This is a genomic window from Rhizobium sp. Root1220, assembly GCF_001426265.1.
Classification (GTDB): Bacteria; Pseudomonadota; Alphaproteobacteria; order Rhizobiales; family Rhizobiaceae; genus Rhizobium.
In genome coordinates this window covers 143,715-163,534 of the sequence record NZ_LMDG01000004.1, presented here as the reverse complement: position 1 = coordinate 163,534, position 19,820 = coordinate 143,715, and the positions used below count along the sequence as shown (strand labels likewise).

At 58.9% G+C, this 19,820-nt stretch carries 23 protein-coding genes and 2 pseudogenes; 17 read left to right on the top strand and 8 right to left on the bottom strand.

The window, feature by feature from the left end:
* The first annotated feature begins 102 nt into the window (after positions 1-102).
* The 11 genes and pseudogenes from ASC90_RS05710 to ASC90_RS05665 all read left to right on the top strand — a co-directional run bounded on the left by ASC90_RS05710 (position 103) and on the right by ASC90_RS05665 (position 10,204).
* The gene (locus tag ASC90_RS05710) at positions 103-525 is read left to right on the top strand and encodes a hypothetical protein (RefSeq protein ID WP_056536583.1); all 423 of its coding nucleotides are present in this window, start codon (positions 103-105) and stop codon (positions 523-525) included.
* A 10-nt stretch (positions 526-535) separates the two neighbouring features.
* On the top strand, positions 536-1,636 hold the full coding sequence (dinB, locus tag ASC90_RS05705; protein WP_056536656.1) for a DNA polymerase IV: 1,101 nt from the start codon (positions 536-538) through the stop codon (positions 1,634-1,636).
* Positions 1,637-1,745: 109 nt separating this feature from the next.
* Positions 1,746-1,840, top strand: a pseudogene (locus tag ASC90_RS27785) (cold shock domain-containing protein); the annotation flags it as partial.
* A gap of 29 nt (positions 1,841-1,869) precedes the next feature.
* Complete coding sequence (locus ASC90_RS05700; RefSeq protein WP_056536653.1) at positions 1,870-2,073, top strand: cold-shock protein; 204 nt, start codon at positions 1,870-1,872, stop codon at positions 2,071-2,073.
* Between the two features lie 146 nt (positions 2,074-2,219).
* Complete coding sequence (locus ASC90_RS05695; protein WP_056536581.1) at positions 2,220-2,441, top strand: hypothetical protein; 222 nt, start codon at positions 2,220-2,222, stop codon at positions 2,439-2,441.
* Positions 2,442-2,870: 429 nt separating this feature from the next.
* The gene (locus ASC90_RS05690; protein ID WP_056536578.1) at positions 2,871-3,500 is read left to right on the top strand and encodes a hypothetical protein; all 630 of its coding nucleotides are present in this window, start codon (positions 2,871-2,873) and stop codon (positions 3,498-3,500) included.
* Positions 3,501-3,608: 108 nt separating this feature from the next.
* On the top strand, positions 3,609-3,938 hold the full coding sequence (locus ASC90_RS05685; RefSeq protein WP_056536575.1) for a restriction endonuclease: 330 nt from the start codon (positions 3,609-3,611) through the stop codon (positions 3,936-3,938).
* A 242-nt stretch (positions 3,939-4,180) separates the two neighbouring features.
* Entirely contained in the window at positions 4,181-4,729 is a 549-nt protein-coding gene (locus ASC90_RS05680; RefSeq protein WP_056536571.1) for a hypothetical protein, read from the top strand.
* Between the two features lie 41 nt (positions 4,730-4,770).
* Positions 4,771-6,720, top strand: a complete 1,950-nt coding sequence (locus tag ASC90_RS05675) for an ATP-dependent helicase (protein WP_056536567.1) — start codon at positions 4,771-4,773, stop codon at positions 6,718-6,720.
* 4 nt (positions 6,721-6,724) lie between these two features.
* A complete protein-coding gene (locus ASC90_RS05670) occupies positions 6,725-7,174 on the top strand; it encodes a hypothetical protein (protein WP_056536564.1) in 450 nt (149 codons plus the stop codon).
* A gap of 300 nt (positions 7,175-7,474) precedes the next feature.
* On the top strand, positions 7,475-10,204 hold the full coding sequence (locus ASC90_RS05665; RefSeq protein ID WP_056536561.1) for a hypothetical protein: 2,730 nt from the start codon (positions 7,475-7,477) through the stop codon (positions 10,202-10,204).
* 143 nt (positions 10,205-10,347) lie between these two features.
* Here the strand turns inward: ASC90_RS05665 and ASC90_RS05660 are convergent, their stop codons facing one another.
* Together ASC90_RS05660 and ASC90_RS05655 are read right to left on the bottom strand one after the other, a co-directional pair.
* Positions 10,348-10,980, bottom strand: a complete 633-nt coding sequence (locus ASC90_RS05660; RefSeq protein ID WP_056536559.1) for a tyrosine-type recombinase/integrase — start codon at positions 10,978-10,980, stop codon at positions 10,348-10,350.
* 193 nt (positions 10,981-11,173) lie between these two features.
* Complete coding sequence (locus ASC90_RS05655) at positions 11,174-12,070, bottom strand: LysR family transcriptional regulator (protein WP_056536556.1); 897 nt, start codon at positions 12,068-12,070, stop codon at positions 11,174-11,176.
* A gap of 227 nt (positions 12,071-12,297) precedes the next feature.
* Between ASC90_RS05655 and ASC90_RS05650 the strand changes: the two genes are divergently transcribed.
* The 5 genes from ASC90_RS05650 (at position 12,298) to ASC90_RS05630 (ending at position 15,702) form a co-directional block, all read left to right on the top strand.
* Positions 12,298-13,032: an SDR family oxidoreductase gene (locus ASC90_RS05650; protein WP_056536553.1), complete on the top strand. Its 735-nt coding sequence runs from the start codon at positions 12,298-12,300 to the stop codon at positions 13,030-13,032.
* Between the two features lie 50 nt (positions 13,033-13,082).
* Positions 13,083-13,835, top strand: coding sequence for a glucose 1-dehydrogenase (locus ASC90_RS05645; RefSeq protein WP_056536551.1), 753 nt, complete (start codon positions 13,083-13,085; stop codon positions 13,833-13,835).
* A gap of 31 nt (positions 13,836-13,866) precedes the next feature.
* Positions 13,867-14,469: an NAD(P)-binding domain-containing protein gene (locus ASC90_RS05640; RefSeq protein WP_056536548.1), complete on the top strand. Its 603-nt coding sequence runs from the start codon at positions 13,867-13,869 to the stop codon at positions 14,467-14,469.
* An 80-nt stretch (positions 14,470-14,549) separates the two neighbouring features.
* Positions 14,550-14,963, top strand: coding sequence for a nuclear transport factor 2 family protein (locus tag ASC90_RS05635; protein ID WP_056536545.1), 414 nt, complete (start codon positions 14,550-14,552; stop codon positions 14,961-14,963).
* Between the two features lie 106 nt (positions 14,964-15,069).
* Positions 15,070-15,702, top strand: a complete 633-nt coding sequence (locus ASC90_RS05630) for a class I SAM-dependent methyltransferase (RefSeq protein WP_056536542.1) — start codon at positions 15,070-15,072, stop codon at positions 15,700-15,702.
* Between the two features lie 198 nt (positions 15,703-15,900).
* Here ASC90_RS05630 and ASC90_RS29650 read toward each other — a convergent pair.
* The 5 genes and pseudogenes from ASC90_RS29650 to ASC90_RS29235 form a co-directional block, all read right to left on the bottom strand.
* Positions 15,901-16,119 (bottom strand): annotated as a pseudogene (locus tag ASC90_RS29650) (MgtC/SapB family protein); the annotation flags it as partial.
* Position 16,120: 1 nt separating this feature from the next.
* Positions 16,121-16,413, bottom strand: a 293-nt coding sequence (locus ASC90_RS29645; RefSeq protein WP_244480315.1) for an MgtC/SapB family protein, incomplete at its 3' end; no start/stop codon positions are given.
* A gap of 173 nt (positions 16,414-16,586) precedes the next feature.
* On the bottom strand, positions 16,587-16,752 hold a 166-nt coding region (locus ASC90_RS29245; protein WP_244480314.1), incomplete at its 3' end, for an MgtC/SapB family protein.
* 660 nt (positions 16,753-17,412) lie between these two features.
* Positions 17,413-17,676, bottom strand: coding sequence for a hypothetical protein (locus ASC90_RS29240; RefSeq protein WP_200950848.1), 264 nt, complete (start codon positions 17,674-17,676; stop codon positions 17,413-17,415).
* Positions 17,657-17,965 (bottom strand): hypothetical protein, encoded by a 309-nt coding sequence (locus tag ASC90_RS29235; RefSeq protein ID WP_200950847.1) that lies wholly within the window; start codon positions 17,963-17,965, stop codon positions 17,657-17,659. The genes ASC90_RS29240 and ASC90_RS29235 overlap by 20 nt, the downstream gene beginning before the upstream one ends.
* 228 nt (positions 17,966-18,193) lie before the next feature.
* Between ASC90_RS29235 and ASC90_RS05615 the strand changes: the two genes are divergently transcribed.
* A complete protein-coding gene (locus ASC90_RS05615) occupies positions 18,194-19,390 on the top strand; it encodes a site-specific integrase (RefSeq protein WP_082519825.1) in 1,197 nt (398 codons plus the stop codon).
* A gap of 51 nt (positions 19,391-19,441) precedes the next feature.
* On the opposite strand, the gene ASC90_RS05610 is transcribed toward ASC90_RS05615, so the two are convergent.
* Positions 19,442-19,732: a DUF1330 domain-containing protein gene (locus ASC90_RS05610; protein WP_056536538.1), complete on the bottom strand. Its 291-nt coding sequence runs from the start codon at positions 19,730-19,732 to the stop codon at positions 19,442-19,444.
* Positions 19,733-19,820: the final 88 nt, after the last annotated feature.

Genomic DNA, 19,820 nt, shown 5'->3' with positions numbered 1-19,820 from the left:
CGCTGCTGTAGCTGCAAAACTCCTCAATTGCCTTCGCGCTATTTGACTCTACAGCCAAATGTTCTTATTTTGTTCCCTATTCCATTAGGGAAAGGATAGGACATGAGCTGGCTCAAACTCGACCCCGCACAATCGTCGATGCCGGAACCTCAATTTCGGCTCGCGGTCCAGGATCATTTTCTGAAACTGTTTCTGCCGCACCGCGACAGCTTCGACTGGGATGTCGCCGCCTTCTACCGGAGCCGGGACGAGCGACCGATCTACTATTTTTCGCCCGGCGCTGCGGACCTCCTCACGCGGTTCGACAAATTACCTTACGAGCCGTGCGGCCGGCCGGAATCCAGTGCAGTGGACTTGCAAGTTGGCTCGTCGCTTGCCCGCGACACGGCTTGGGTCGAACTGCCGGATGACACGCGGCCTTATCCGGAGTTGGAACAGGAACTCGATGAGGCCGAGACCGGTTACTGGGAGCAAGTCATGGGATCAGGTGGAAAGCGCGGGCCGAATGATGGCGGTTCCGCCTGAGATCGCACCGATGGATATCATGGCCGCTTCGACCATCCGGAAGATAATCCACGTCGACATGGATGCCTTTTATGCGTCGGTGGAACAGCGCGATAATCCGGCGCTGCGCGGCAAGCCGCTGGTGGTCGGCGGCGCTGCCGCGCGTGGCGTTGTCGCGGCCGCCAGCTATGAAGCACGAAAGTTCGGTGTTCATTCGGCAATGCCATCGGTTACGGCCGCGCGCAAATGCCTTGATCTGATTTTTGTGAAGCCGCGTTTCGACGTCTACCGCGCTGTCTCGCAGCAGATCCGCGAGATCTTTGCCGAATACACGCCGTTGATCGAGCCGCTGTCGCTCGACGAGGCCTATCTCGACGTCACGGAAAATCTGAAAGGCATGCCGATCGCGACCGAAATTGCTCTCGAGATCCGCGCGAAAATCAAGGCGGTCACGGGGCTGAATGCGTCAGCCGGCATTTCCTACAACAAGTTTCTCGCCAAAATGGCCTCCGACCTCAACAAGCCGAATGGCCAGGCCGTCATCACGCCGAAGAATGGGCAGGCATTCGTCGAACAGCTCGCCGTCAAGAAATTCCATGGTGTCGGGCCCGCCACGGCCGAGAAGATGCATCGACTTGGGATTGAAACCGGCGCCGACCTCAAGGCACAGTCGCTTCAGTTCCTGACCCAGCATTTCGGGAAGGCTGGCCCCTACTTCTATGGCATTGCCCGGGGGATCGACAATCGGCAGGTTCGTCCGGATCGCATCAGGAAGTCGATCGGCGCCGAAGATACGTTCATGCAGGACATCGAGACGCTCGATGTCGCCAACAGCGAGCTCAGGCCGCTCGCGAAAAAGGTATGGTCATATTGCGAGGCGAAGGGTTTCAGCGGCAAGACAGTCACCGTGAAGGTCAAATACTCCGACTTCACGCAGGCAACCCGAAGCAAAACGACCGCCCTGCCCTTCAGCAGTTGCAACGACATTCTCGACGCCGCCACAGATTTGCTCGCAACAGTCTATCCGTTCAAGCGATCAGTGCGACTGCTTGGTGTGACGCTCTCGTCCCTGACGAGTAGAGAACCCGACATGGACGGACAGGCGCAGCCGCAACTCGATTTCAGTCGATGAGATCCCCGACCGGCGCTTATATTGCCGGCCGAAACTACGCGGCAGCCTTGCCGCGCCTAACCTAGACCGCTAAAGCCGTTAGGACTTGGCATTTCAAAAAGAGGACACCATGGCAACTGGCATTGTAAAATTCTTCGCCCAGGACAAGGGCTTTGGCTTCATCACCCCTGACAACGGCGGACCTGATGTCTTCGTTCACATCTCNGAAGCCGGCACCGGGCGCAGAGGACACCATGGCAACTGGCATTGTAAAATTCTTCGCCCAGGACAAGGGCTTTGGCTTCATCACCCCTGACAACGGCGGACCTGATGTCTTCGTTCACATCTCGGCTGTCGGTTTTGGCGGCTCGCTTCAGGATGGCCAGAAGGTCAGCTTCGACGTCGGTCAAGACCGCAAGACGGGCAAATCGAAAGCTGAGAACGTCACGGTTCTCTGAAACAATTCGCTTGGCCCGTCTTTCGCACGGGCCAAGTCTTCCGTTCGGAAGAGCTCGACCCTTGTCACTGTGAAAGCGCGGATATGAGCGATAGTCATCTTTCGATTTTCTGGTATCGTGCGATCATAGCGTAGGGAGTAGGCGTTATGAAGAGTTTGGTTCCAGGCGGGTTCTATTGGGCTCGATCAAACAAGTATGCAGCCGGCCGGGCGACAATCGTGCAGGTTTCCACGATCTTTGGCGAGAGCCCTGACTTCTGGACACTGGCGGTCCCAGGATCCGACCAGCATCACATGATCGGGGATTTCGAGATCATCGCCCCGGTTGAGCCGCTTGAAGTCTACCCTCACCGTCAAGCCGCGGAATAGCGTCCGATTTGGGGCCAAGTCGACCTGCAAAATCGTCATCGAACGGTTGATCAGGGAGAGAGGCACTCCTCACAAATCCCGCAGCAATCTTCCTCAATGACAGCGCGACGCCCACAGCAGTCGCATAGCGAAATTTCACTCCCACCACAGGTCTTCCGTTCCGGCGGCAAGATTTCGATCGTGTCGTCGTCGAAGACAGTCGTGAGAATGAGGTCGTCCATGTCGGGGCTCCGGGGGAATTCAAACTCAAGATGGTGATGCCTGCGTTGAAGACAAGATGGGCGCCTTAAGGGTTCGAAAGCGGACGCCATTTCTGTCGCATGAGCGGCCTCGGACTACGAGTGATCTGCAGGCGGTCCTCATCGACCTGGCACTGCACCTTCGCATCAACTCGTTGACGCGGGAGGCTACACATCCCATCTACGCGTCATGCCGAAACACGAAAAGAACGACGTAGAGCTCGTCCGGACATGGACGCTTTCTTCTGCGGCCACCATGGGATCGTTCGTACGCGCGAAAGGAATACTTCAGGAGCTGCAATCGCGTGTTCCTGCCACGTCGAAGAAGTCGCTGGCGCTTGATGGAAGCGACATCATCCTCGCCATGCCGGCCAACGACAAAGCCGCGTTCAACGCTGCGGCCGCCGTCGTCGGGAGGGCGATGGTGGATGTCGAAACACTACCCGTCATCCCGCGAGAGATTGAGGACATCCTCACGATCAAGTCCAGTGAACGGCATCGCTGGCTCGCAGACGGCCGGCTACCGAGTGCTGGCACGCGAACCGTTCGGCTGAATGGACGCGCCCGGAGGATCACGTTCCACGTCTTCGATCCAAAGGTGGTCGTGGACCTGCTTGATCGGGGCGCTGTCGACGAGTGGCGGGAGGACGACGTCGCAGCGAAAGCGGAGACCAGGCAGCAGGCTGCGTATCGCGCGAAGCTCACACGTTCGCTCAAGAAGCAGACCACCAAACCAAAAAGATCGGCGAAGCAATCCGAAGCTACGGCAACGGAGCTTCGTGGGTGGGATGAATTCGATATCGACGGCCTGTTACGATAACCACGGTAGCATTTCGTTAAAACGACTGGGGTGTTGCCGGTATGTCTGGGATGGTCTATCGAAGCCGCGCCGACGCAGCCTAACAGCCGTTTGAAAGACCCTAAATCGATGGCACGCAAGAATAGAGTCGATTTCACTTCGCAGGATGTCGAGGTGGAGCCCGTCATCTGCCCGCTCTGCGAGCGAGCGATACCGGACGAGCAGATAGAGTACCACCATCTCGTTCCCAAGAGTAAGGGTGGCAAAGCAAAGGTGCCTTTGCACCGGATATGTCATAGCCACATACACGCAGCCTTCACGGACGCGCAGCTGGCGAAGAAGTTCTCCACGATCGCCACTATTCTCGAGGGCCCCACGATCCAGAAGTTCGTTGGTTGGGTGAAAACAAAACCACCAGGCTTCGAGGATGAGGCAGAGGAGCGTGGACGCCGCCGCTGAAAATTGGCCAGGAGACAGCGCACCAAGCCGCCCGCTTCCAAACGTGTAAAGGTCTTGAGCGGAACCGAACCGAAGACCGCTGATATGATTTCCTTCAGAGCCAAATTTTCTGGCTAAGACATTAATTTTGACTGAGCGCGAACGACTGATTTGGGGCCGGGAGAGGACTGTCGGCTTTTAGTCGTCTAAAGTGGAACAACTGCCATTCAGTTAGCTGCAGCATTATAAGGGTGGGACCACAGATGGGGTATGACGAAGGTGAGCACATCAAGGAGGTCTTCGCCTATTTCGGGAGGGCATATTATGAAGCCGGCGTGCTGGAAACGGGATTAGCGATTGCACTGATGCAGTGCGCTTTCCTGAGCCGCGTCCGTGATCAATATTTGACTGATCGGGGAAAGTCTTTTGATCGGACGCAGTACGAAGCTGAATTCGATCGCTTTATGGAGAGCCAACACTCGCAGACGTTCGGCAATCTTCTCAAGCGCGTTTCGGCATTGCCCGAGCTTAGTGACGCCCTAAAAGAAAGGCTCTGGGACGCTAAGAAGCGTCGGGACTTTCTCGGCCATCACTACTTCAGGGAAAGAGCAGTCGATTTCAGCAATCGCATCGGCCGCGACAAGATGATAGCGGAACTGCACAATGACGGCGATATGTTTGAATTGATCGATCGCGATCTTTACTCTGAATTGGCTCCAATCCGTGAAAAGCTTGGGATGGACGGCGAGAACTTCCAAAAGTATCTCGCGAAGCTTTATGTTGCTGCCAGCACCGAGTCTTTAACAGATTAGGTATTAAAGCCAATGTGGGCACGAGATTCTTTGAGGGAAAAATGGCTTGGTCTGACGGGTTAGCATTAGGAAGTCCTGCCTACGAGATTGCATCGTCAACGAATCTCCGCGTGCGCGTTGTAGCGGGTCCCGGCACGGGCAAGTCGTTCGCGATGAAACGTCGGGTGGCACGACTCTTGGAACAAGGAATCGCGCCTGCGTCGATCCTGCCGGTCACGTTTACTCGCGTAGCCGCAGAAGACCTGCATCGTGAGCTGGTCAACATGGACGTCGCGGGCAGCGACGGATTGACGGGTGTTACGCTCCACAGTCTCGCTATGCGTATGCTGATGCGAAATCACGTACTTGGCGCAACCGGCCGAGTGCCGAGGCCACTTAACGAATTTGAACTGGAACCGCTCATTTCCGACTTAATGGGCGCACATGGAGGCAGGAGAACCGTTAAAAAGCTTAAGCAAGCGTATGAGGGGGCTTGGGCTCGACTACAACATGAACAGCCGGGATATGTCCTCGATCCCGCAGACGCGGCGTTTCAACTGGACCTGCTAAATTGGCTCCGCTTTCATCGCGCCATGCTAATCGGCGAGGTGATCCCTCAACTATACCAGTACCTCCGAAACAACCCAGCAGCGCAAGAACGCAGCGAGTTCCAGCATATATTGGTTGACGAATATCAGGACCTCAACCGCGCGGAACAATCGGTCATCGAGCTCCTTTCCAATCACGCACAAGTCTGCGTTGTCGGTGACGATGACCAGTCGATCTACAGCTTCAAACACGCTCATCCGGACGGGATCCGAGAATGGCTTGTTGCAAATGCTGGTGCGGACGATCTTGGGCTAGATGATTGTCGCCGCTGCCCCACCCGCGTCGTCCAGATTGCTAATAGCCTAATAGGCCACAACCAAATCAGACCAGTGCCTCGCGCGCTGGTCCCGCTACCCGCCAATGGGCCAGGCGATGTCAGGATTATTCAATATCAGTTGCTCACAAACGAGGTGAACGGCGTTGCGAACATCATCGCGGCAATGATTGCGGACGGCACGCCACCCGGCGATATATTGGTGCTTGCGCAGCGTGGTGTGATCGGGACGCCGATCTATGAGGCGCTTGTCGACCGACAGATTCCAGTTCGGTCCTACTACGCGGAAGCGGAACTTGACGCATTGGAAGCCCGGCGTGCGTTCGCGAAGTTGAAACTCCTCATAGACAGAGACGACCGTGTCGCCCTGCGATGGCTGGTCGGCATTGATGGCAATAATTGGCACGCGGCAGGCTACCGTCGTGTGCGCGGACATTGCGAAGCTACCGGTCTGACGCCTTGGCAGGCGCTAGAGCAGATCGCCGCCGGAAACCTTTCTCTGCCTCATACTGCCGGGATCGTCGTTGCCTTCAACGACCTCATGGCGGAGCTCAACGCGTTGGAGGCACTTCCGGATTTAGCTTCTATCGTCGACGAGCTATTCCCGAATGGGCAGATTACAACACGCGACATCCGGCAACTGTCGCTCAACATTCTTGGCGAAATGGACACGGAGGAAGGCATCGAAGGTGAGGACGTAAACAACGAGTTCATGTCGCGACTTCAAGAGGCCATAAACCAGCCCGACATCCCTTCGGAAATCCAAGACGTCAGGATCATGAGCCTTCACAAGAGTAAGGGGCTAAGTGCGCCTGTCACGATCATCGCGGGCTGTATTCAAGGCTTGCTCCCAAAGCAACCCGAAAACGCACTGCCGGCTGCGCAGCAAGCCCAAGAAATGGAAGAGCAACGGCGACAGTTCTACGTCGGCATCACACGGGTAAAAGCAGCGCCCAATGCTGGCAAGCCCGGCACGTTGATCCTTACTTACTCACAGGCGATGCCGCTAGCATCCGCCCTTGGGGCTGGCATCGCGCCAGCGCAGACGCAATATGGCATCGCGTCTCTTCATGCGAGCCAATTTATCGGCGAGTTAGGTCCGGCGGCGCCACAACCAATCGCGGGCTAGGACATTGGCGACACACGATGAACTTTACGCAAAGTTCGGCAAAACGGCGGAAGCCGCACAACTATTCGAGGTTGAATTAGGTACGCTAATTCTTTGCGCCCGCGCGATTGAACAAGGTTGGATTTTGGAAGCCGACTCCGTCAAGGCGCGGAAGCTACTTGACGACATCGACCGGAGCACGCTTGGCCACCTGCTTCGCAGCTTGAAAAAATGCGTAGAGCTTGACGATGCATTGGCTGACCGATTCGGGTCCGCGCTGCAAACTCGGAACAGGTTGTTTCATCGCTTCTATGAATTCCACAACTTCAAAATTCAGACCGACGAAGGACGCGACGCGATGATAGCGGACCTCGAGGCTATGCATACTGAGCTTTTTAACGCATGGCAGATCGCCAGCAGCATGACAGAGACAGCGACAGCATTCTTGCTTGAAGTAAGTAGCAAGACAGCTTAGTCGCTGCATCGATCGACGGTGCACACTCGCGCGTAAGGTCCGCTTCTCGCCGAGTGGCAAAGTCTGCTCGAGCGTCCGAATTGGGGGCGGAATTCCGATTGGCCGGTTCCGACCGCTCGCCGTGACGTCGAATCGGATAACGCTGATGACAGAACGTCGCATGCCCGGCTTCGACTGAATTCTGGCGGCAAGCGACGCAATTGCATAGACAACGCGGAATCCGTCGTACACCTTCCCAACTCCTGACGCGACGCGTCCTCCGCAAAACCGACTGCGATCGACCTTCATCTGAGGAACTGAATGAATCCGAAGCGCCGAACCGCACTAATCAACCGGCTGGCGAACGGGATAGGCTACATAGCCACCGATTTCGAGAGGTTCGGCGGCCTGTTCGTCCAGGCTTTGCTTGAGCTGCCGTTGGATCACCGGGGACTGAACTTGCTCGGCTATCCTGTCGCAGGCGTTGTAGATACGACGAACGGCGACGGGAAAGTCGCGGTTGAGTACTCCGACCGCAAGAACTACTTCAGCGGGGACATGGATAAGGCGCGTGGCGACCTCGCCCACGCTCTGGCCGGAGTGCCCGGTGCCGAAAGGATATTCCTCCTGTCCGGGCAGCCGAGCCGACCGCAGGTCGCTCAGGAGTTCGAACGTGCGGTGCTCGACCTGCCCGAGATGGAAGGCAAAACCCTCTATCTCTGGGGTGCGGTGGAAATCGCGACGCAGTTGGTCGACCATCTAGTCCTGAGCGATGCGGTGGTCCGCAGGCTCTCTCCATACCTTCCAGATCTGGAGCGGATTCGGGAGGAGGAAGCGGCGAGCCGAATGGTGCCAGAGCCCGTGCCGAGTTGGTTGCCTCGAGACGATATCGACATGGCGATCGTTGAGCGACTGAGACAGAAACCTGTTTTGGCCATCGGCGGAGTGGGCGGTATTGGAAAGACCGCGACCGTTCAGGCTTTCGCCCATCGGCATCAGGACGATTACGAAGTCCGCATCTGGCTAGACGGCGACGAGATTCGCAGAGCGGATGATCTGCATGCGGTCCCACTCCTGCGTGCGGGCGAAAGCCGCAACGTCGTTGGATTGATGCAAACGTTGCGCTGCTTGCTGGTGATCGACGACGCTCCGGCAAATCTGGACATGACCGTGTTGGAGAGAATCTGCGGCAAGGGCACCCACGTACTGTTGACGCAACGCTCGACCGACGCGCAATCGTTCTACCTGCCCATGCTGGATCGACTACAGTCCTCGGCGCTTCTAGGGCTTGCCCCAGTGAAGTGTCCGGAGGCGGTTTTCCACAAGATCTGGGGAACGGTGAAAGGGCATCCACTGACACTTTCGCTCATCCTCGCTGCGGTGAGCGAGGGAGCGACGTGGGATGACATCCTCGAAGATTGCGATGTCATCGGCGATATGGAAGTCGGGGGGCGGCGATTAACCGATGTCCTTCTCGAGCGGCTGCGGCCATCGCTGACCAAGGAATTATCAGTGTTCGCGTGGTCGGGCCTTCCTGTTTGCGACGAGGATTTCCTAAGTTTCGCGATCAAGCCGCTGGGCATTCGAAAGTTGAAGGGGAACAGCCTCACCGTCCCGGATCGCAACAGGGCCGTCCGCCTGCACGACGTGGTCCACGCCTCCCTCGACGGAAGTTGGTGCACTAACGAGCGCTCCGTCGAACTGGAGCATCTGCTGGACACTTATCTTGTCGAAGCCTCCCGTGGCGAAGGCCTCGATCTTTGGCGCAATGCTCGCGTCTTCCTGCCCAAGCTCGAGGATATGGTAGCACGCGGCGGGACGCCGCCCAGTTTTCTCTTCGCGCTACTTACTACGTGGGACGCTCTCGAGACCAAGCCAGAGCTGGTCGGAGAACCTTTGGAAATTGTGCGTCTGATGGCTGGGCGCAAACCAGGACCGCTCGGGATCAACACGGTGATTGAATCCATCGAGCAGCTCTTTCTCTACGACAAGGAGCGAAACGACCCCGCTGCCCAGGACAGGCTGCGGGACCGTGTGGTCGCTTTCGACAAGATGCTTGAGCTTCCAAGTCTGACGGCTCGTGAGATAGCAGAGCTGTTGCATCACAAGGGCAAAGCCCTGAAACGTCTGGGCGATAAGTCGGCTGCCGCCGATCTTTTCGAACAAGTGCTTACCGGCCCGGTTCCGCTGCACGAAGCCCGGCTCCAACTGGTCGATCTCTACAAGGGACACGCCGAGAAGGAGGCGAGGGCCACGCAGCTCGTGGACGAGATGCTCGGACCAGGCGCCAACACCGACGGCTTGTCCTATTCCGTGCTCCTCGGGGTAATTGAGCGTCTCCCGTCCGGCTCTGGCCGGTGGCGTGCGGCGCTCATCGACCGCCATGCCGCCTCGATTGAGCAGACGATTGTATCGGCCGCCAATGCCGGCGCGCAACACGCGTTCGACGCCTTCGCCGCTCTTGGCAGGTACATCTCCCTAGAGCGGCCAGACATGTTTCGGTCGATCTTCGATGGCTTACCCGAAGTGGAATTGGAAAGGCTGCAGTCTGATCGAGAGCGGGCAGCCCGCGCCGAGATCTTCTGCGAGGCTGCCCGTCTGTCGCCGGCATCGGCTGTCGAACTGAGGGAGAAGGCGCGCGCTCACTACCGCGCCATTGTAAAACCTATGCAGTTTCATCACCAGCGCCATGCCGAGCTGTTGATCGACATGGGAAAGCCGGAGGAAGCCGAGACTATCCTTAGGCAGAAGACGAGCCTCGACACCGAATGGCTGGAACGACTGCTAGCGCGATGCCGGCTTGGTCAGGGCGATGCCGACGGCGCCTTAAAATGGGTCGACAGCGCTTTGGCCAAGCTCAGCGCCGAGCGTTTTAGGAGCGAGTTCCTTGAGTTGCGTCACGATATCCGCAGCGCGCTTGGCGAGGAGGATGCCGCTATGGATCTGGAAGCTGCCGTTGCCGCGAGCCAGAAGGAAAATGAGCGCCTGCGCCTGCAACGCAAGCTCGACGATTTATGCGTCGGCAGCTTCTCACCTCCATTTCGAGCGTAGAGCCGACAAAATCAAGAGGTCCGCTTTCGGTATTCGCCAAGTTCGCTTGAATGACAGGAATGCGGGCGCAAAGCAGATCGAATCCTGTGAGAAGGTCTAGCAGCGAAAGGGCGCGGCCCCACGATGCGCAGGGCCGTTCCCCTTCAGATTTCAGTCCGCTCTGCCAGTTCCAGTGCATCCTCAATATCGACGCCGAGATACCTGACTGTATTCTCAATCTTGGTATGGCCAAGCAGGATCTGGATCGCTCGAAGGTTACCAGTTGCCTTATAGATCATGGCAGCCTTCGTTCGCCGAAGGGAATGCGTCCCGTAGTCCTCCCGACGCAACCCAATAGCAGTGACCCACTCATCGACCAGTCGGGCGTATTGCCGAGTGCTGAGATGATCTGCGTAGTCTACTCGACTGGGAAAGGCATAGTCATCGACTGTTCCTCCCCTTTGCTGAAGCCATGCAAGCAGACTCGCTCTGACCTCGGTCGTAATCTCGAACTGCACGGGGCGTCCAGTCTTCTGCTGGACGACCATCGCACGAGTTCGAATTTCGTGGCCCGTGACGAGGGTCCCGATTTTCATTTTTACCAAATCGCAGCCGCGGAGCTTGCTGTCGATGGCAAGATCGAACAATGCACGATCTCTCATCCTTCCCTCTCGGTCGAGAAAGAAGCGGACGGCCCAAATCTGGCGCTGCTTCAGGGGCTTCTTGACGCCAACTTGCTTGCCTGCGTTCCAAGCCGGTCGGCCGAGCGCACCAGGATCATATTGTGAGATACCCATTTCAGTTCTCCTATGGCCACCATTGGCCGGAGGGAGAATGCACTGCTCTCGGTTCTATGACGGGGCCGGGAGCGGACCATCCGCTATGCGTTTCGATTTCACGAAGAGCGGCCGCTCCGTAGCCTGTCCCCTTGGGAATGCAAATCTCCAACAGCAATTTCCCCAGCCCATTTGTGGCGTTTGGCGCGGGACGTCAGCCCCCTGATATGGACCGCCCGGCGAGGAGCAGAGCGTACGCGGCGAGTCGGTGGGATATGAACTCTGTGAAAAGCCGCACGCGCTTCGTCTTGCGTGTCTCCCCCTGCGTGAGAAGCCAGATCGTCGCAGGTGATTTCAGATCGATGCCCGGAACTCTCGCCAGAAGGTGATCGGCATCTCCGACGAAACAAGGCAGTTTGGTCATACCGATCCCTCGCCTTGCCGCAGCGATCTGCGCGTCGGCGTCTGGCGTCCTGAACGGAACCCCTGTGGCGCGAAACTCCCCTTCGTCGATCCAGTCCGGAAGAGCCTGACCGCCGATGACGATCGGCCGGACTGGATCCGGCGCACCCGCACGCCACGCGGCCAGCCTATCGCGAGACATATAAACACCCGCAAGCAGATCCGGACCTTTCAGGCCATGAAGATTGAGCGGCAGGGTCTTGCGATCGGAGACCATCCGGATCGCCACATCCGCTTCTCGGTTGGTCAGATTCACGACTTCGCCGGTCGATACGATCTCCATCTCGATGTCCGGATGCAGACGCGCAAAATCGGCGATATCCGGCATGAGCAGGTGTGTCGCAAGGAACGGGGGCAGCGTCACCCGCAGAAGCCCGCGTACGCTCTGATCGCGCCCGAAGACGCGCGTCTCCAGTTGGTGCGACGAGGCTTCCATCTGGTTCGCGAACTCGAGAACCTCCTCGCCCGCGGCCGTCAGGCGGTAGCCCGAAGGCAGCTTTTCGAACATCTGCGCCCCGAGGTGCTCCTCGAGCTGAGCAATACGTCGCAGCACGGTCGAGTGGTTGACTCCCAGGCTCTTGGCGGCAGCCCGCACTGAGCCGCCACGCCCGGCGGCAAGAAAGTAGCGAACGTCATCCCAGTCGATCATGGTTCATTCCCGCGCCGCGTGGGGCGGCTTCCGAAGACCCGTCTACCATACTGGGCCGGATTGCGCGTGATCGTCGCCGCGTTTCGATCACGTAAGCGGATCGTTTTCGCACCACGGATGCGCGCGATTGGGCACTCACCGCCGGGCGCGGGCGAACCCATATCCATGCTGTCGGAGGATGTCTCCGCAAAGCGATGACCCGAGACGCGACACAAGGAATGCATGACATGACCAGATTGAATGGAAAGACCGCCGTGATCACGGGCGGCGCGACCGGTATCGGCCTCGCCGCTGCAAGGCGCTTCATCGAGGAGGGTGCCTTCGTCTTTATCTACGGCCGCCGGCAACAAGCACTCGATGCGGCTATGGCCGGGCTTGGACCCAACGCCCGAGCGGTGAAGGGCTCGGTCTCGGATGAGGCCGATCTGGATCGGCTCTACGCGGCGGTGAAAGCCGAGCGCGGAATCCTCGACATCGTCTTCGCCAATGCCGGGGCCGGAAGCCCGCTTCCTCTCGGCCAGATCACCGCCGAGCACATCGACGACACGTTCGACACCAACGTGAAGGGCACGATCTTCACGGTCCAGAAGGCGCTACCACTGATGGGCCCGGGCGGTTCGATCATCCTGACGGGATCGAGCGCCGGGACCACCGGCGCCCCGGCATTCACTGCCTACAGCGCCAGCAAGGCGGCCGTGCGCAATCTCGCGCGGACCTGGGCCGAGGACCTGAAGGGCACCGGCATCCGGGTCAACGTGCTGTCGCCCGGCGCAACGGCGACCGAACTCGCGAAGGAAGCGCTCGGTGAGGAGGGCCAGAAGGCCTACGGCGCAATGACCCCGCTCCGGCGCATGGCCGATCCCGCGGAAATCGGGGCCGTCGCCGCTTTCCTCGCGTCGGACGACAGCAGCTTCATGACCGCCAGCGAAGTCGCCGTCGACGGCGGCCTGGCTCAACTCTGACCCCGGCGCGGTGCCGCGCCTAACTCCCACACAACGAAGGACAAAAGATTATGAAAGCACTCGAAGGTAAAATCGCAGTCATCACGGGCGGAAGCAGCGGGATCGGCTTGGCCACAGCCAAGCGTTTCGTGGAGGAAGGTGCACAGGTCGTGATGATTGGGCGACGCGAGCAAGCCTTACAAGAGGCCGCGGCCCTTATCGGGAAAAACGTGACAACAGTCGTGGGCGACGTCTCGCGCTTGGAAGATCTGGACCGGCTCTACGCCACCGTGAAGGAGAAGCATGGTCACATCGACATTCTCTTCGCAAACGCGGGCGCAGGTACGGTCGCGCCGCTCGCGGCAGCTACTGAGGCCCATTTTGACCAGACCTTCGATGTGAACGTGAAGGGTCTGTTCTTTACGGTCCAGAAGGCCCTTCCCATCTTCAAAGACGGCGGATCGATCATTCTGAACTCTTCGGTCTCGAATGTGATGGGGCTGCCGGCGTTCAGCGCCTACGCAGCAAGCAAGGCGGCTGTTCGCAGCTTCTCGCGGTCTTGGACCCAGGAGCTGAAGGACCGCAATATCCGCGTCAATACGATGAGCCCCGGCGCGATCGAGACTCCCGCCTTGGCGACAACGACCGGCCTCACCGCTGAGCAAGCCGAGGAGGCGGTCGCGCAGTTTGCTGCACAGATCCCAATGGGTCGCAGGGGCAAGCCTGAGGAAATCGCGGCGGCGCTCACGTTCCTCGCCTCCGATGAAAGCTCCTACATCACCGGTATAGATCTCGCCGTCGATGGTGGTTGGGCGCAGGTCTGACCCAGCGTCAACACAGGATCGGAGAAGCATTATGAGCTACTCAATCATTGGCTTCGGCAATATCGGCCGAGCTCTGGCCAAGGCCTTTTCCCGCAAGGGCATCGAAGTATCCGTTGCAACCACACGGGACCCGGAAAGCTTTGCAGCCGATGCGGCCGCGATCGGGCCCAAGGTCATTGCCAAAACGCTGGCGGAAGCCGTCAAGGCGGACGTCATCTTCTTGGCTGTCCGGTTCGAGGCACATCCGGATGTCGCGAAGGCGCTTCCCACCTGGCAGGGGAAGACGATCGTCGATGTCACCAACGCCTACGGCGTTCCGCCGGAGGAGCTGGGAGGACAACCGTCTTCCAAATTCGTCGCACAAGCCTTCCGTCGTGCAAGGCTGGTCAAGGGTTTCAACCACTTGGGCGCTGCCGTTCTTGCCCAAGATCCAGCCCTGCGTGGTGGCAGACGAGTCGTGTTCCTGGCGAGCGACGATGACGACGCTGCGGCGGAGATTGGTGCGCTCGCGGAAAATCTGGGCTTCGCGCCGATCAAGCTTGGCGGGCTGTCGGAAGGCGGGCTGCTGGTCCAGGCGCGCGGAAAGAGCTGGGGTCATCTGATCTTCAAGGACCTGGTCAAGTTCGACGGATAAAACGACAGCCCCACCGACAGGACCACGATGTGCGGATCGGATCAAGCGCGATCCGATCCCAGCGAAATGGAGACATTCCCATGAGTATTGAAAAAAACATCGAGACCGTGAAGGACTTCTTCGCCGCGATAGGCCGCGGCGACAGACAGGCTCTGTTGGCGCTGGTTGCCGAAGACATCAAGTGGATCATTCCGGGCGAGGACTGGCCGCTGGCCGGCACCTACCGGGGGCACGCGGGACTGGCAGATTTGCTGGATACGGCATCCAGGTCGATGGAAACCTCCACTGAACCCCGGGAGTTTGTCGCACAAGGAGACCGGGTTCTCGTCGTCGGCTGCGCCAGCGGGAAGGTCAAAGCAACGAACAAGTCGTTCGAGGACGACTGGATCTTCGCCATCACGGTCCGGGACGGCAGACTGACCAGAATCCAGGAATACATCGACACGCAAGCGTTGGCACGCGCCGCGCAGATGGACGCGTCCGGGCCCGTATAGCGCAGGCCTTCTGCAACGATCGGGTTTCGCCGAAGGTGAATGAGCCGCGGATCGCCGTCTCGCGCGCCGCGCGCTCGTCGAATACCCAACCGTAAAGGAGATTTCGATGTACGACCAATCCAAACTATCCGAATTGATCCGGTTCGCACGCATTGATGCGGGTGCCATCGTCATCGACGTTTATCCAGGCGACGGCGACTGGACGCGCCTGTTCTCCGACGTCGTTGGACGCAAAGGTCGAGTCACCAGCTTCGTGCCGGCCGAAGTCGGGCACTTCAAGAACGATCCGGTCGGTCTCATGCGAACGCTCGCGCAAGAGCCAGGCCGGGAAAACGTCGAAGTCGTCTCAGCGGACCTCGTCGCAATGCCGGAGATCACGCAGCCAGCGGATGTCCTGTGGCTGCACCTGTTCTACCACGATCTCCACACCGCGCTGATGCAGGCCAGGGGCGCGACGGCGGCCGACTTCAACCGTGCCGTCTACGAGCGGCTGAAGCCCGGTGGGTTCTACGTCATCGTCGATCACGCCGCCGCCGCCGGAGCGGGCACAGGTCATGCCCAGTCATTGCATCGCATCGATCCTGCCTTCGTGCGCGAGGAGGTGGAGGCTGCCGGCTTCGTACTGGATGCGGAAAGCACCCTGCTCGCGAACAGGAACGATCCACACGCGATCAAGGTCTTCGATCCCTTGATCAAGGGCGAGACCGATCGCTTCGCATATCGGTTCGTGAAGCCCTGACAGAGTCCGGCGCCAACCTCAAGTCGACCTCCCAAGGATGCCAGGCTACTGCTCAACTGCGCCCGTCTGCAGCAACGTCGGCTTTCGGAGCTCGCTGGAGAGCCTGCAAAGGTCAAGCTTGGGGGCGCTTTTCAGGCTTTTCGCGCTACCTGCTACAGATTAAGTTGAGGGCGAAATATCTTCGCTGTCGTCCTACGGTCAATCCTCCCCACTAGACTTTGAGTCCGTCTCGGATGGCGTGGGCAACATGAGAGGCACCGCTGCGAGAATGACCAAGACGATCGCGGTCGATAAGACGGCAGTTACCTCCAATCCCAGRCCGGCCATTACGCCGATCGCGGCTGTCGCCCAGATACTGGCCGCTGTGGTGAGCCCTTCTACCTCGCGCTGCGCCGAGCGGATTATGATAGCACCCGCNCCGGCCATTACGCCGATCGCGGCTGTCGCCCAGATACTGGCCGCTGTGGTGAGCCCTTCTACCTCGCGCTGCGCCGAGCGGATTATGATAGCACCCGCGCCGAGGAAGCCTATTCCTTGAACGACACCCTGCAGTACCCGTGACAGATCGCCGATCTGCATGCCGCTCTGCAGTGGACCTAAAACGAAAAGTGCAGCACCCACGGCAACCAACATGTGAGTCCGCAGGCCAGCACTTCTGCCCTTGCTCTCGCGTTCGAACCCGAGAACCCCACCGAGTACCGCCGCGATCACAAGGCGCACAGYGATGCGAGTTATGGCCGACGCGTCTGGAACATCAGAGAATTCTTTGACTAACGTCCCCCAAACTTCGTCTCCCACGGTCGCATCCTTATGTCGTTCGCAAATTTGGCATGTAAACGAGGTGCCATACAAACGCTGCGCTGGCAACTTCACTGCCGCCGTCNCCTGCAGTACCCGTGACAGATCGCCGATCTGCATGCCGCTCTGCAGTGGACCTAAAACGAAAAGTGCAGCACCCACGGCAACCAACATGTGAGTCCGCAAGCCAGCACTTCTGCCCTTGCTCTCGCGTTCGAACCCGAGAACCCCACCGAGTACCGCCGCGATCACAAGGCGCACAGCGATGCGAGTTATGGCCGACGCGTCTGGAACATCAGAGAATTCTTTGACTAACGTCCCCCAAACTTCGTCTCCCACGGTCGCATCCTTATGTCGTTCGCAAATTTGGCATGTAAACGAGGTGCCATACAAACGCTGCGCTGGCAACTTCACTGCCGCCGTCGTCACCCGTGAGGGTAGCGTTTGTGCTCATAGGGGGAATAACAGCCATCTCGCACCGTCAATTGCCGCGGGATGCCTTCCCCCACCGTCTAGCGGAGCGATTACTCGTGCGAGCGGAAGCAGCAAGCACCGGGATGTAAAGCCATGTCTGCATTTAGGTACGGGCAAACACGGTGTCTATGACTGGAATGCGGGCGCAAAACTGCCATAGCCGGAGCCACCTTTGCCTTGATGGGGTTCGAACCGTCGGCCCTTTTGATATAAGAGCTATCTATCTGAAATTTGTAACGGATATCAGCTTTGCCTACAGGTAATAGCTGATTTTGGGCCGTGAGCGGACTGGCTGTTTTCGGCGCTAATGACGAGATACACACGTAATACTTGCTGGTATTTCAATATTCTCAGAAACTTGATTCTTTCGGTAGCACCCTCAAATGACCCTCGACGGATTCCTGACCTTCCTTGGACTAGCTGCTGCCGTCTTCGCGATTAGACCTTTTGGAACCGGCAGTGTGCCTGGCACCAGGCCGCGGCGGCCGGGGACAGCCAGCCGGTCATTTCCACCATGCTTTCGTAGCGCTTCGGCAGGTTCCACATGATGATAGGCTCGTGATGGGCAATGCGATTGCGCAGGCTGCGGATTTGCGCCAGCGGGCCGGAGAAATCCTTTCTTCGCAGCCCCTTTCCGTCTGGCTTGCGGCCGATCTTGTGCAGCGTCGTCTGCCACAACGTTTCATAGTCCTTTCCGAACATCGCGGTCCAGAAGCTGAAGGTTCAGGGCCGCAACGATCCGGCCGGGGGTCGGTTCTTTTTTGTCTGCCTCAATGTCCTGGATGGCCTTGGCGAGCTGCTCGGGCTGCCATTCACCGAGCAGCAACCCCGGTTCATGAAACCAGCTTTCATTGACCGCTTCGGTCATGACTGCATGGATTCGGTTGACCTCATGAGTCAGCGTGCGGATGTCGTGGCCAGCGTCGCGCAGCACCGTGCTCGAGATGAGCGAGCTCGCTATCGAGCCATAGCAAGGCGCGGGCATCGGCAAAATGGGATCGTTCGATCAATCCGCTGCCAGCTTCCGCCTTCCGCAGCTTCCGCGGGGGCAACTTGAACGGGAAGTAAGGTGATGAATCTATGGTAAATATGCCGCTAACCAGAAGCGAGATGGATCATTGCTTCCGCTGTCGCTGACGATGTCGGGCAGCAGCTCTAACCATCGATAAGTATCGCTTATCGATGGTTATTGATTTTGTCGCGCAAATCAGAAAAAACAATGCCAGGGGACGGCTGCATCGCCGGACAGAACCCTGTTTCGGAGCTTCCTTTGACGCCGTCCACATCGAAATCCGCCGTCGAACGCCGATCGGAAGAACTCGACACCATCGCCGCCGTCTTGCCGATGGAGCGCCGCGACGAGCTCGCCGAGCTGCTCACCGACCAGGACGTGGAGACCCTGAAGCATCTTGTCGAACGCGGCATGGGCGACAACACGTTGCGGGCGCTGACATCTGATCTCGCCTACCTCGAAGCCTGGGGGTTGGCGGCCACGGGCCGGTCACTGCCCTGGCCGGCGCCGGAAGCACTGCTACTCAAGTTCGTCGCCCACCACCTCTGGGATCCAGAGAAGCGTGCAGGCGACCCCGATCACGGCATGCCTGATGGAGTCGCCGACAATTTGCGCGCCCAAAAGTTTCTGAAATCTACCGGCCCGCACGCACCGGATACGGTGCGCCGGCGGCTGGCCAGCTGGTCGACCCTGACCAAGTGGCGCGGGCTCGACGGCGTGTTCGCCTCCCCTGCCCTCAAATCCGCCATTCGTCTCGCCGTGCGCGCCGTCCCGAGACAACGCCGTCGCAAGAGCGCAAAGGCAGTGACATCAGACGTTCTGGCAAAATTACTGGCGACCTGCGCGACAGATAGTTTGCGCGATATCAGGGACCGGGCAATTCTGATGGTCGCCTTTGCCTCCGGTGGCCGTCGGCGTAGCGAGGTTGCCGGGCTACGCTGCGAACAGCTGACGGTCGAGCCACCGCTCGAGGTGCCGGATGGCTCTCCCCTCCCCTCTTTGGCCATTCATCTCGGTCGCACCAAGACGACACCAGGCGAAGAGGACGAGGTCGTTTATTTGACCGGCCGACCTGTCGAATCCCTGAACGCCTGGTTGGCGGCGGCGAAGATCGACAAGGGCAGTGTGTTCAGGGGGATCGGACGCTGGGGCACCGTCTCCCGCCGGGCGCTCGATCCCCAGTCGGTCAATGCGATCCTCAAGCAGCGGGCGGAGATGGCCGGGTTGAACAGTGGGGAGTTTTCGGCGCACGGCCTGCGATCCGGATACCTGACGGAAGCAGCCAATCGTGGCATCCCCCTTCCCGAGGCCATGGAGCAGTCTCGACACAGATCGGTCCAGCAGGCTTCCAGCTACTACAACAGCGCTACGAGGCGCAGTGGACGGGCCGCCCGGCTGCTTTGAAGAACAGGAGAGCCCGATGATATAGACCTGGCCGGGCTCCGAGAAGTACGGTCACAGCCCCTCCACAATTCGGATGTCCCTCTCTACGCCGCCAGATAGCAAAGCCATGGCCTCCTGGTAGGCGGGGCTGTCATGAGCTGCTTGGGCATGCTCCACACTGTCAAACTCGATCAGAACTGTTCGCTGTTGCAGCCCCTCTTCATAAACAAGTGCAGGCAACCCGCGCGCCAATATCCGGCCGCCGGCCGCCATGATCGCAGGGCCACTCAGCTTGGCATATGCGGCCAAGGCGTCAGGATTGGTGACTGAACGGTATGTAGCGACCCAGTACGCCTTAGACATTTTCTTCTCCTCAGCTTCAGCTCGATCTAAAACCGAAATCTTTTCAGTAGCAATCCACGAGAGATAAGCCGGATGCGGGAGAAGCCGG

Excerpts from the sequence above, each read along its gene's own strand:
- ASC90_RS05710 (WP_056536583.1), top strand. The coding sequence starts at position 103 with ATGAGCTGGCTCAAACTCGACCCCGCACAATCGTCGATGCCGGAACCT.
- ASC90_RS05650 (WP_056536553.1), top strand. The coding sequence starts at position 12,298 with ATGACCAGATTGAATGGAAAGACCGCCGTGATCACGGGCGGCGCGACC.
- ASC90_RS05645 (WP_056536551.1), top strand. The coding sequence starts at position 13,083 with ATGAAAGCACTCGAAGGTAAAATCGCAGTCATCACGGGCGGAAGCAGC.
- ASC90_RS05610 (WP_056536538.1), bottom strand. The coding sequence starts at position 19,732 with ATGTCTAAGGCGTACTGGGTCGCTACATACCGTTCAGTCACCAATCCT.
- ASC90_RS05640 (WP_056536548.1), top strand. The coding sequence starts at position 13,867 with ATGAGCTACTCAATCATTGGCTTCGGCAATATCGGCCGAGCTCTGGCC.
- ASC90_RS05675 (WP_056536567.1), top strand. The coding sequence starts at position 4,771 with ATGGCTTGGTCTGACGGGTTAGCATTAGGAAGTCCTGCCTACGAGATT.
- ASC90_RS05655 (WP_056536556.1), bottom strand. The coding sequence starts at position 12,070 with ATGATCGACTGGGATGACGTTCGCTACTTTCTTGCCGCCGGGCGTGGC.
- ASC90_RS05665 (WP_056536561.1), top strand. The coding sequence starts at position 7,475 with ATGAATCCGAAGCGCCGAACCGCACTAATCAACCGGCTGGCGAACGGG.
- ASC90_RS05690 (WP_056536578.1), top strand. The coding sequence starts at position 2,871 with ATGCCGAAACACGAAAAGAACGACGTAGAGCTCGTCCGGACATGGACG.
- ASC90_RS05695 (WP_056536581.1), top strand. The coding sequence starts at position 2,220 with ATGAAGAGTTTGGTTCCAGGCGGGTTCTATTGGGCTCGATCAAACAAG.
- ASC90_RS05630 (WP_056536542.1), top strand. The coding sequence starts at position 15,070 with ATGTACGACCAATCCAAACTATCCGAATTGATCCGGTTCGCACGCATT.
- ASC90_RS05700 (WP_056536653.1), top strand. The coding sequence starts at position 1,870 with ATGGCAACTGGCATTGTAAAATTCTTCGCCCAGGACAAGGGCTTTGGC.
- ASC90_RS05685 (WP_056536575.1), top strand. The coding sequence starts at position 3,609 with ATGGCACGCAAGAATAGAGTCGATTTCACTTCGCAGGATGTCGAGGTG.
- ASC90_RS05635 (WP_056536545.1), top strand. The coding sequence starts at position 14,550 with ATGAGTATTGAAAAAAACATCGAGACCGTGAAGGACTTCTTCGCCGCG.
- ASC90_RS29240 (WP_200950848.1), bottom strand. The coding sequence starts at position 17,676 with ATGTTCGGAAAGGACTATGAAACGTTGTGGCAGACGACGCTGCACAAG.
- ASC90_RS05615 (WP_082519825.1), top strand. The coding sequence starts at position 18,194 with ATGCCAGGGGACGGCTGCATCGCCGGACAGAACCCTGTTTCGGAGCTT.
- ASC90_RS05680 (WP_056536571.1), top strand. The coding sequence starts at position 4,181 with ATGGGGTATGACGAAGGTGAGCACATCAAGGAGGTCTTCGCCTATTTC.
- ASC90_RS05660 (WP_056536559.1), bottom strand. The coding sequence starts at position 10,980 with ATGGGTATCTCACAATATGATCCTGGTGCGCTCGGCCGACCGGCTTGG.
- dinB (WP_056536656.1), top strand. The coding sequence starts at position 536 with ATGGATATCATGGCCGCTTCGACCATCCGGAAGATAATCCACGTCGAC.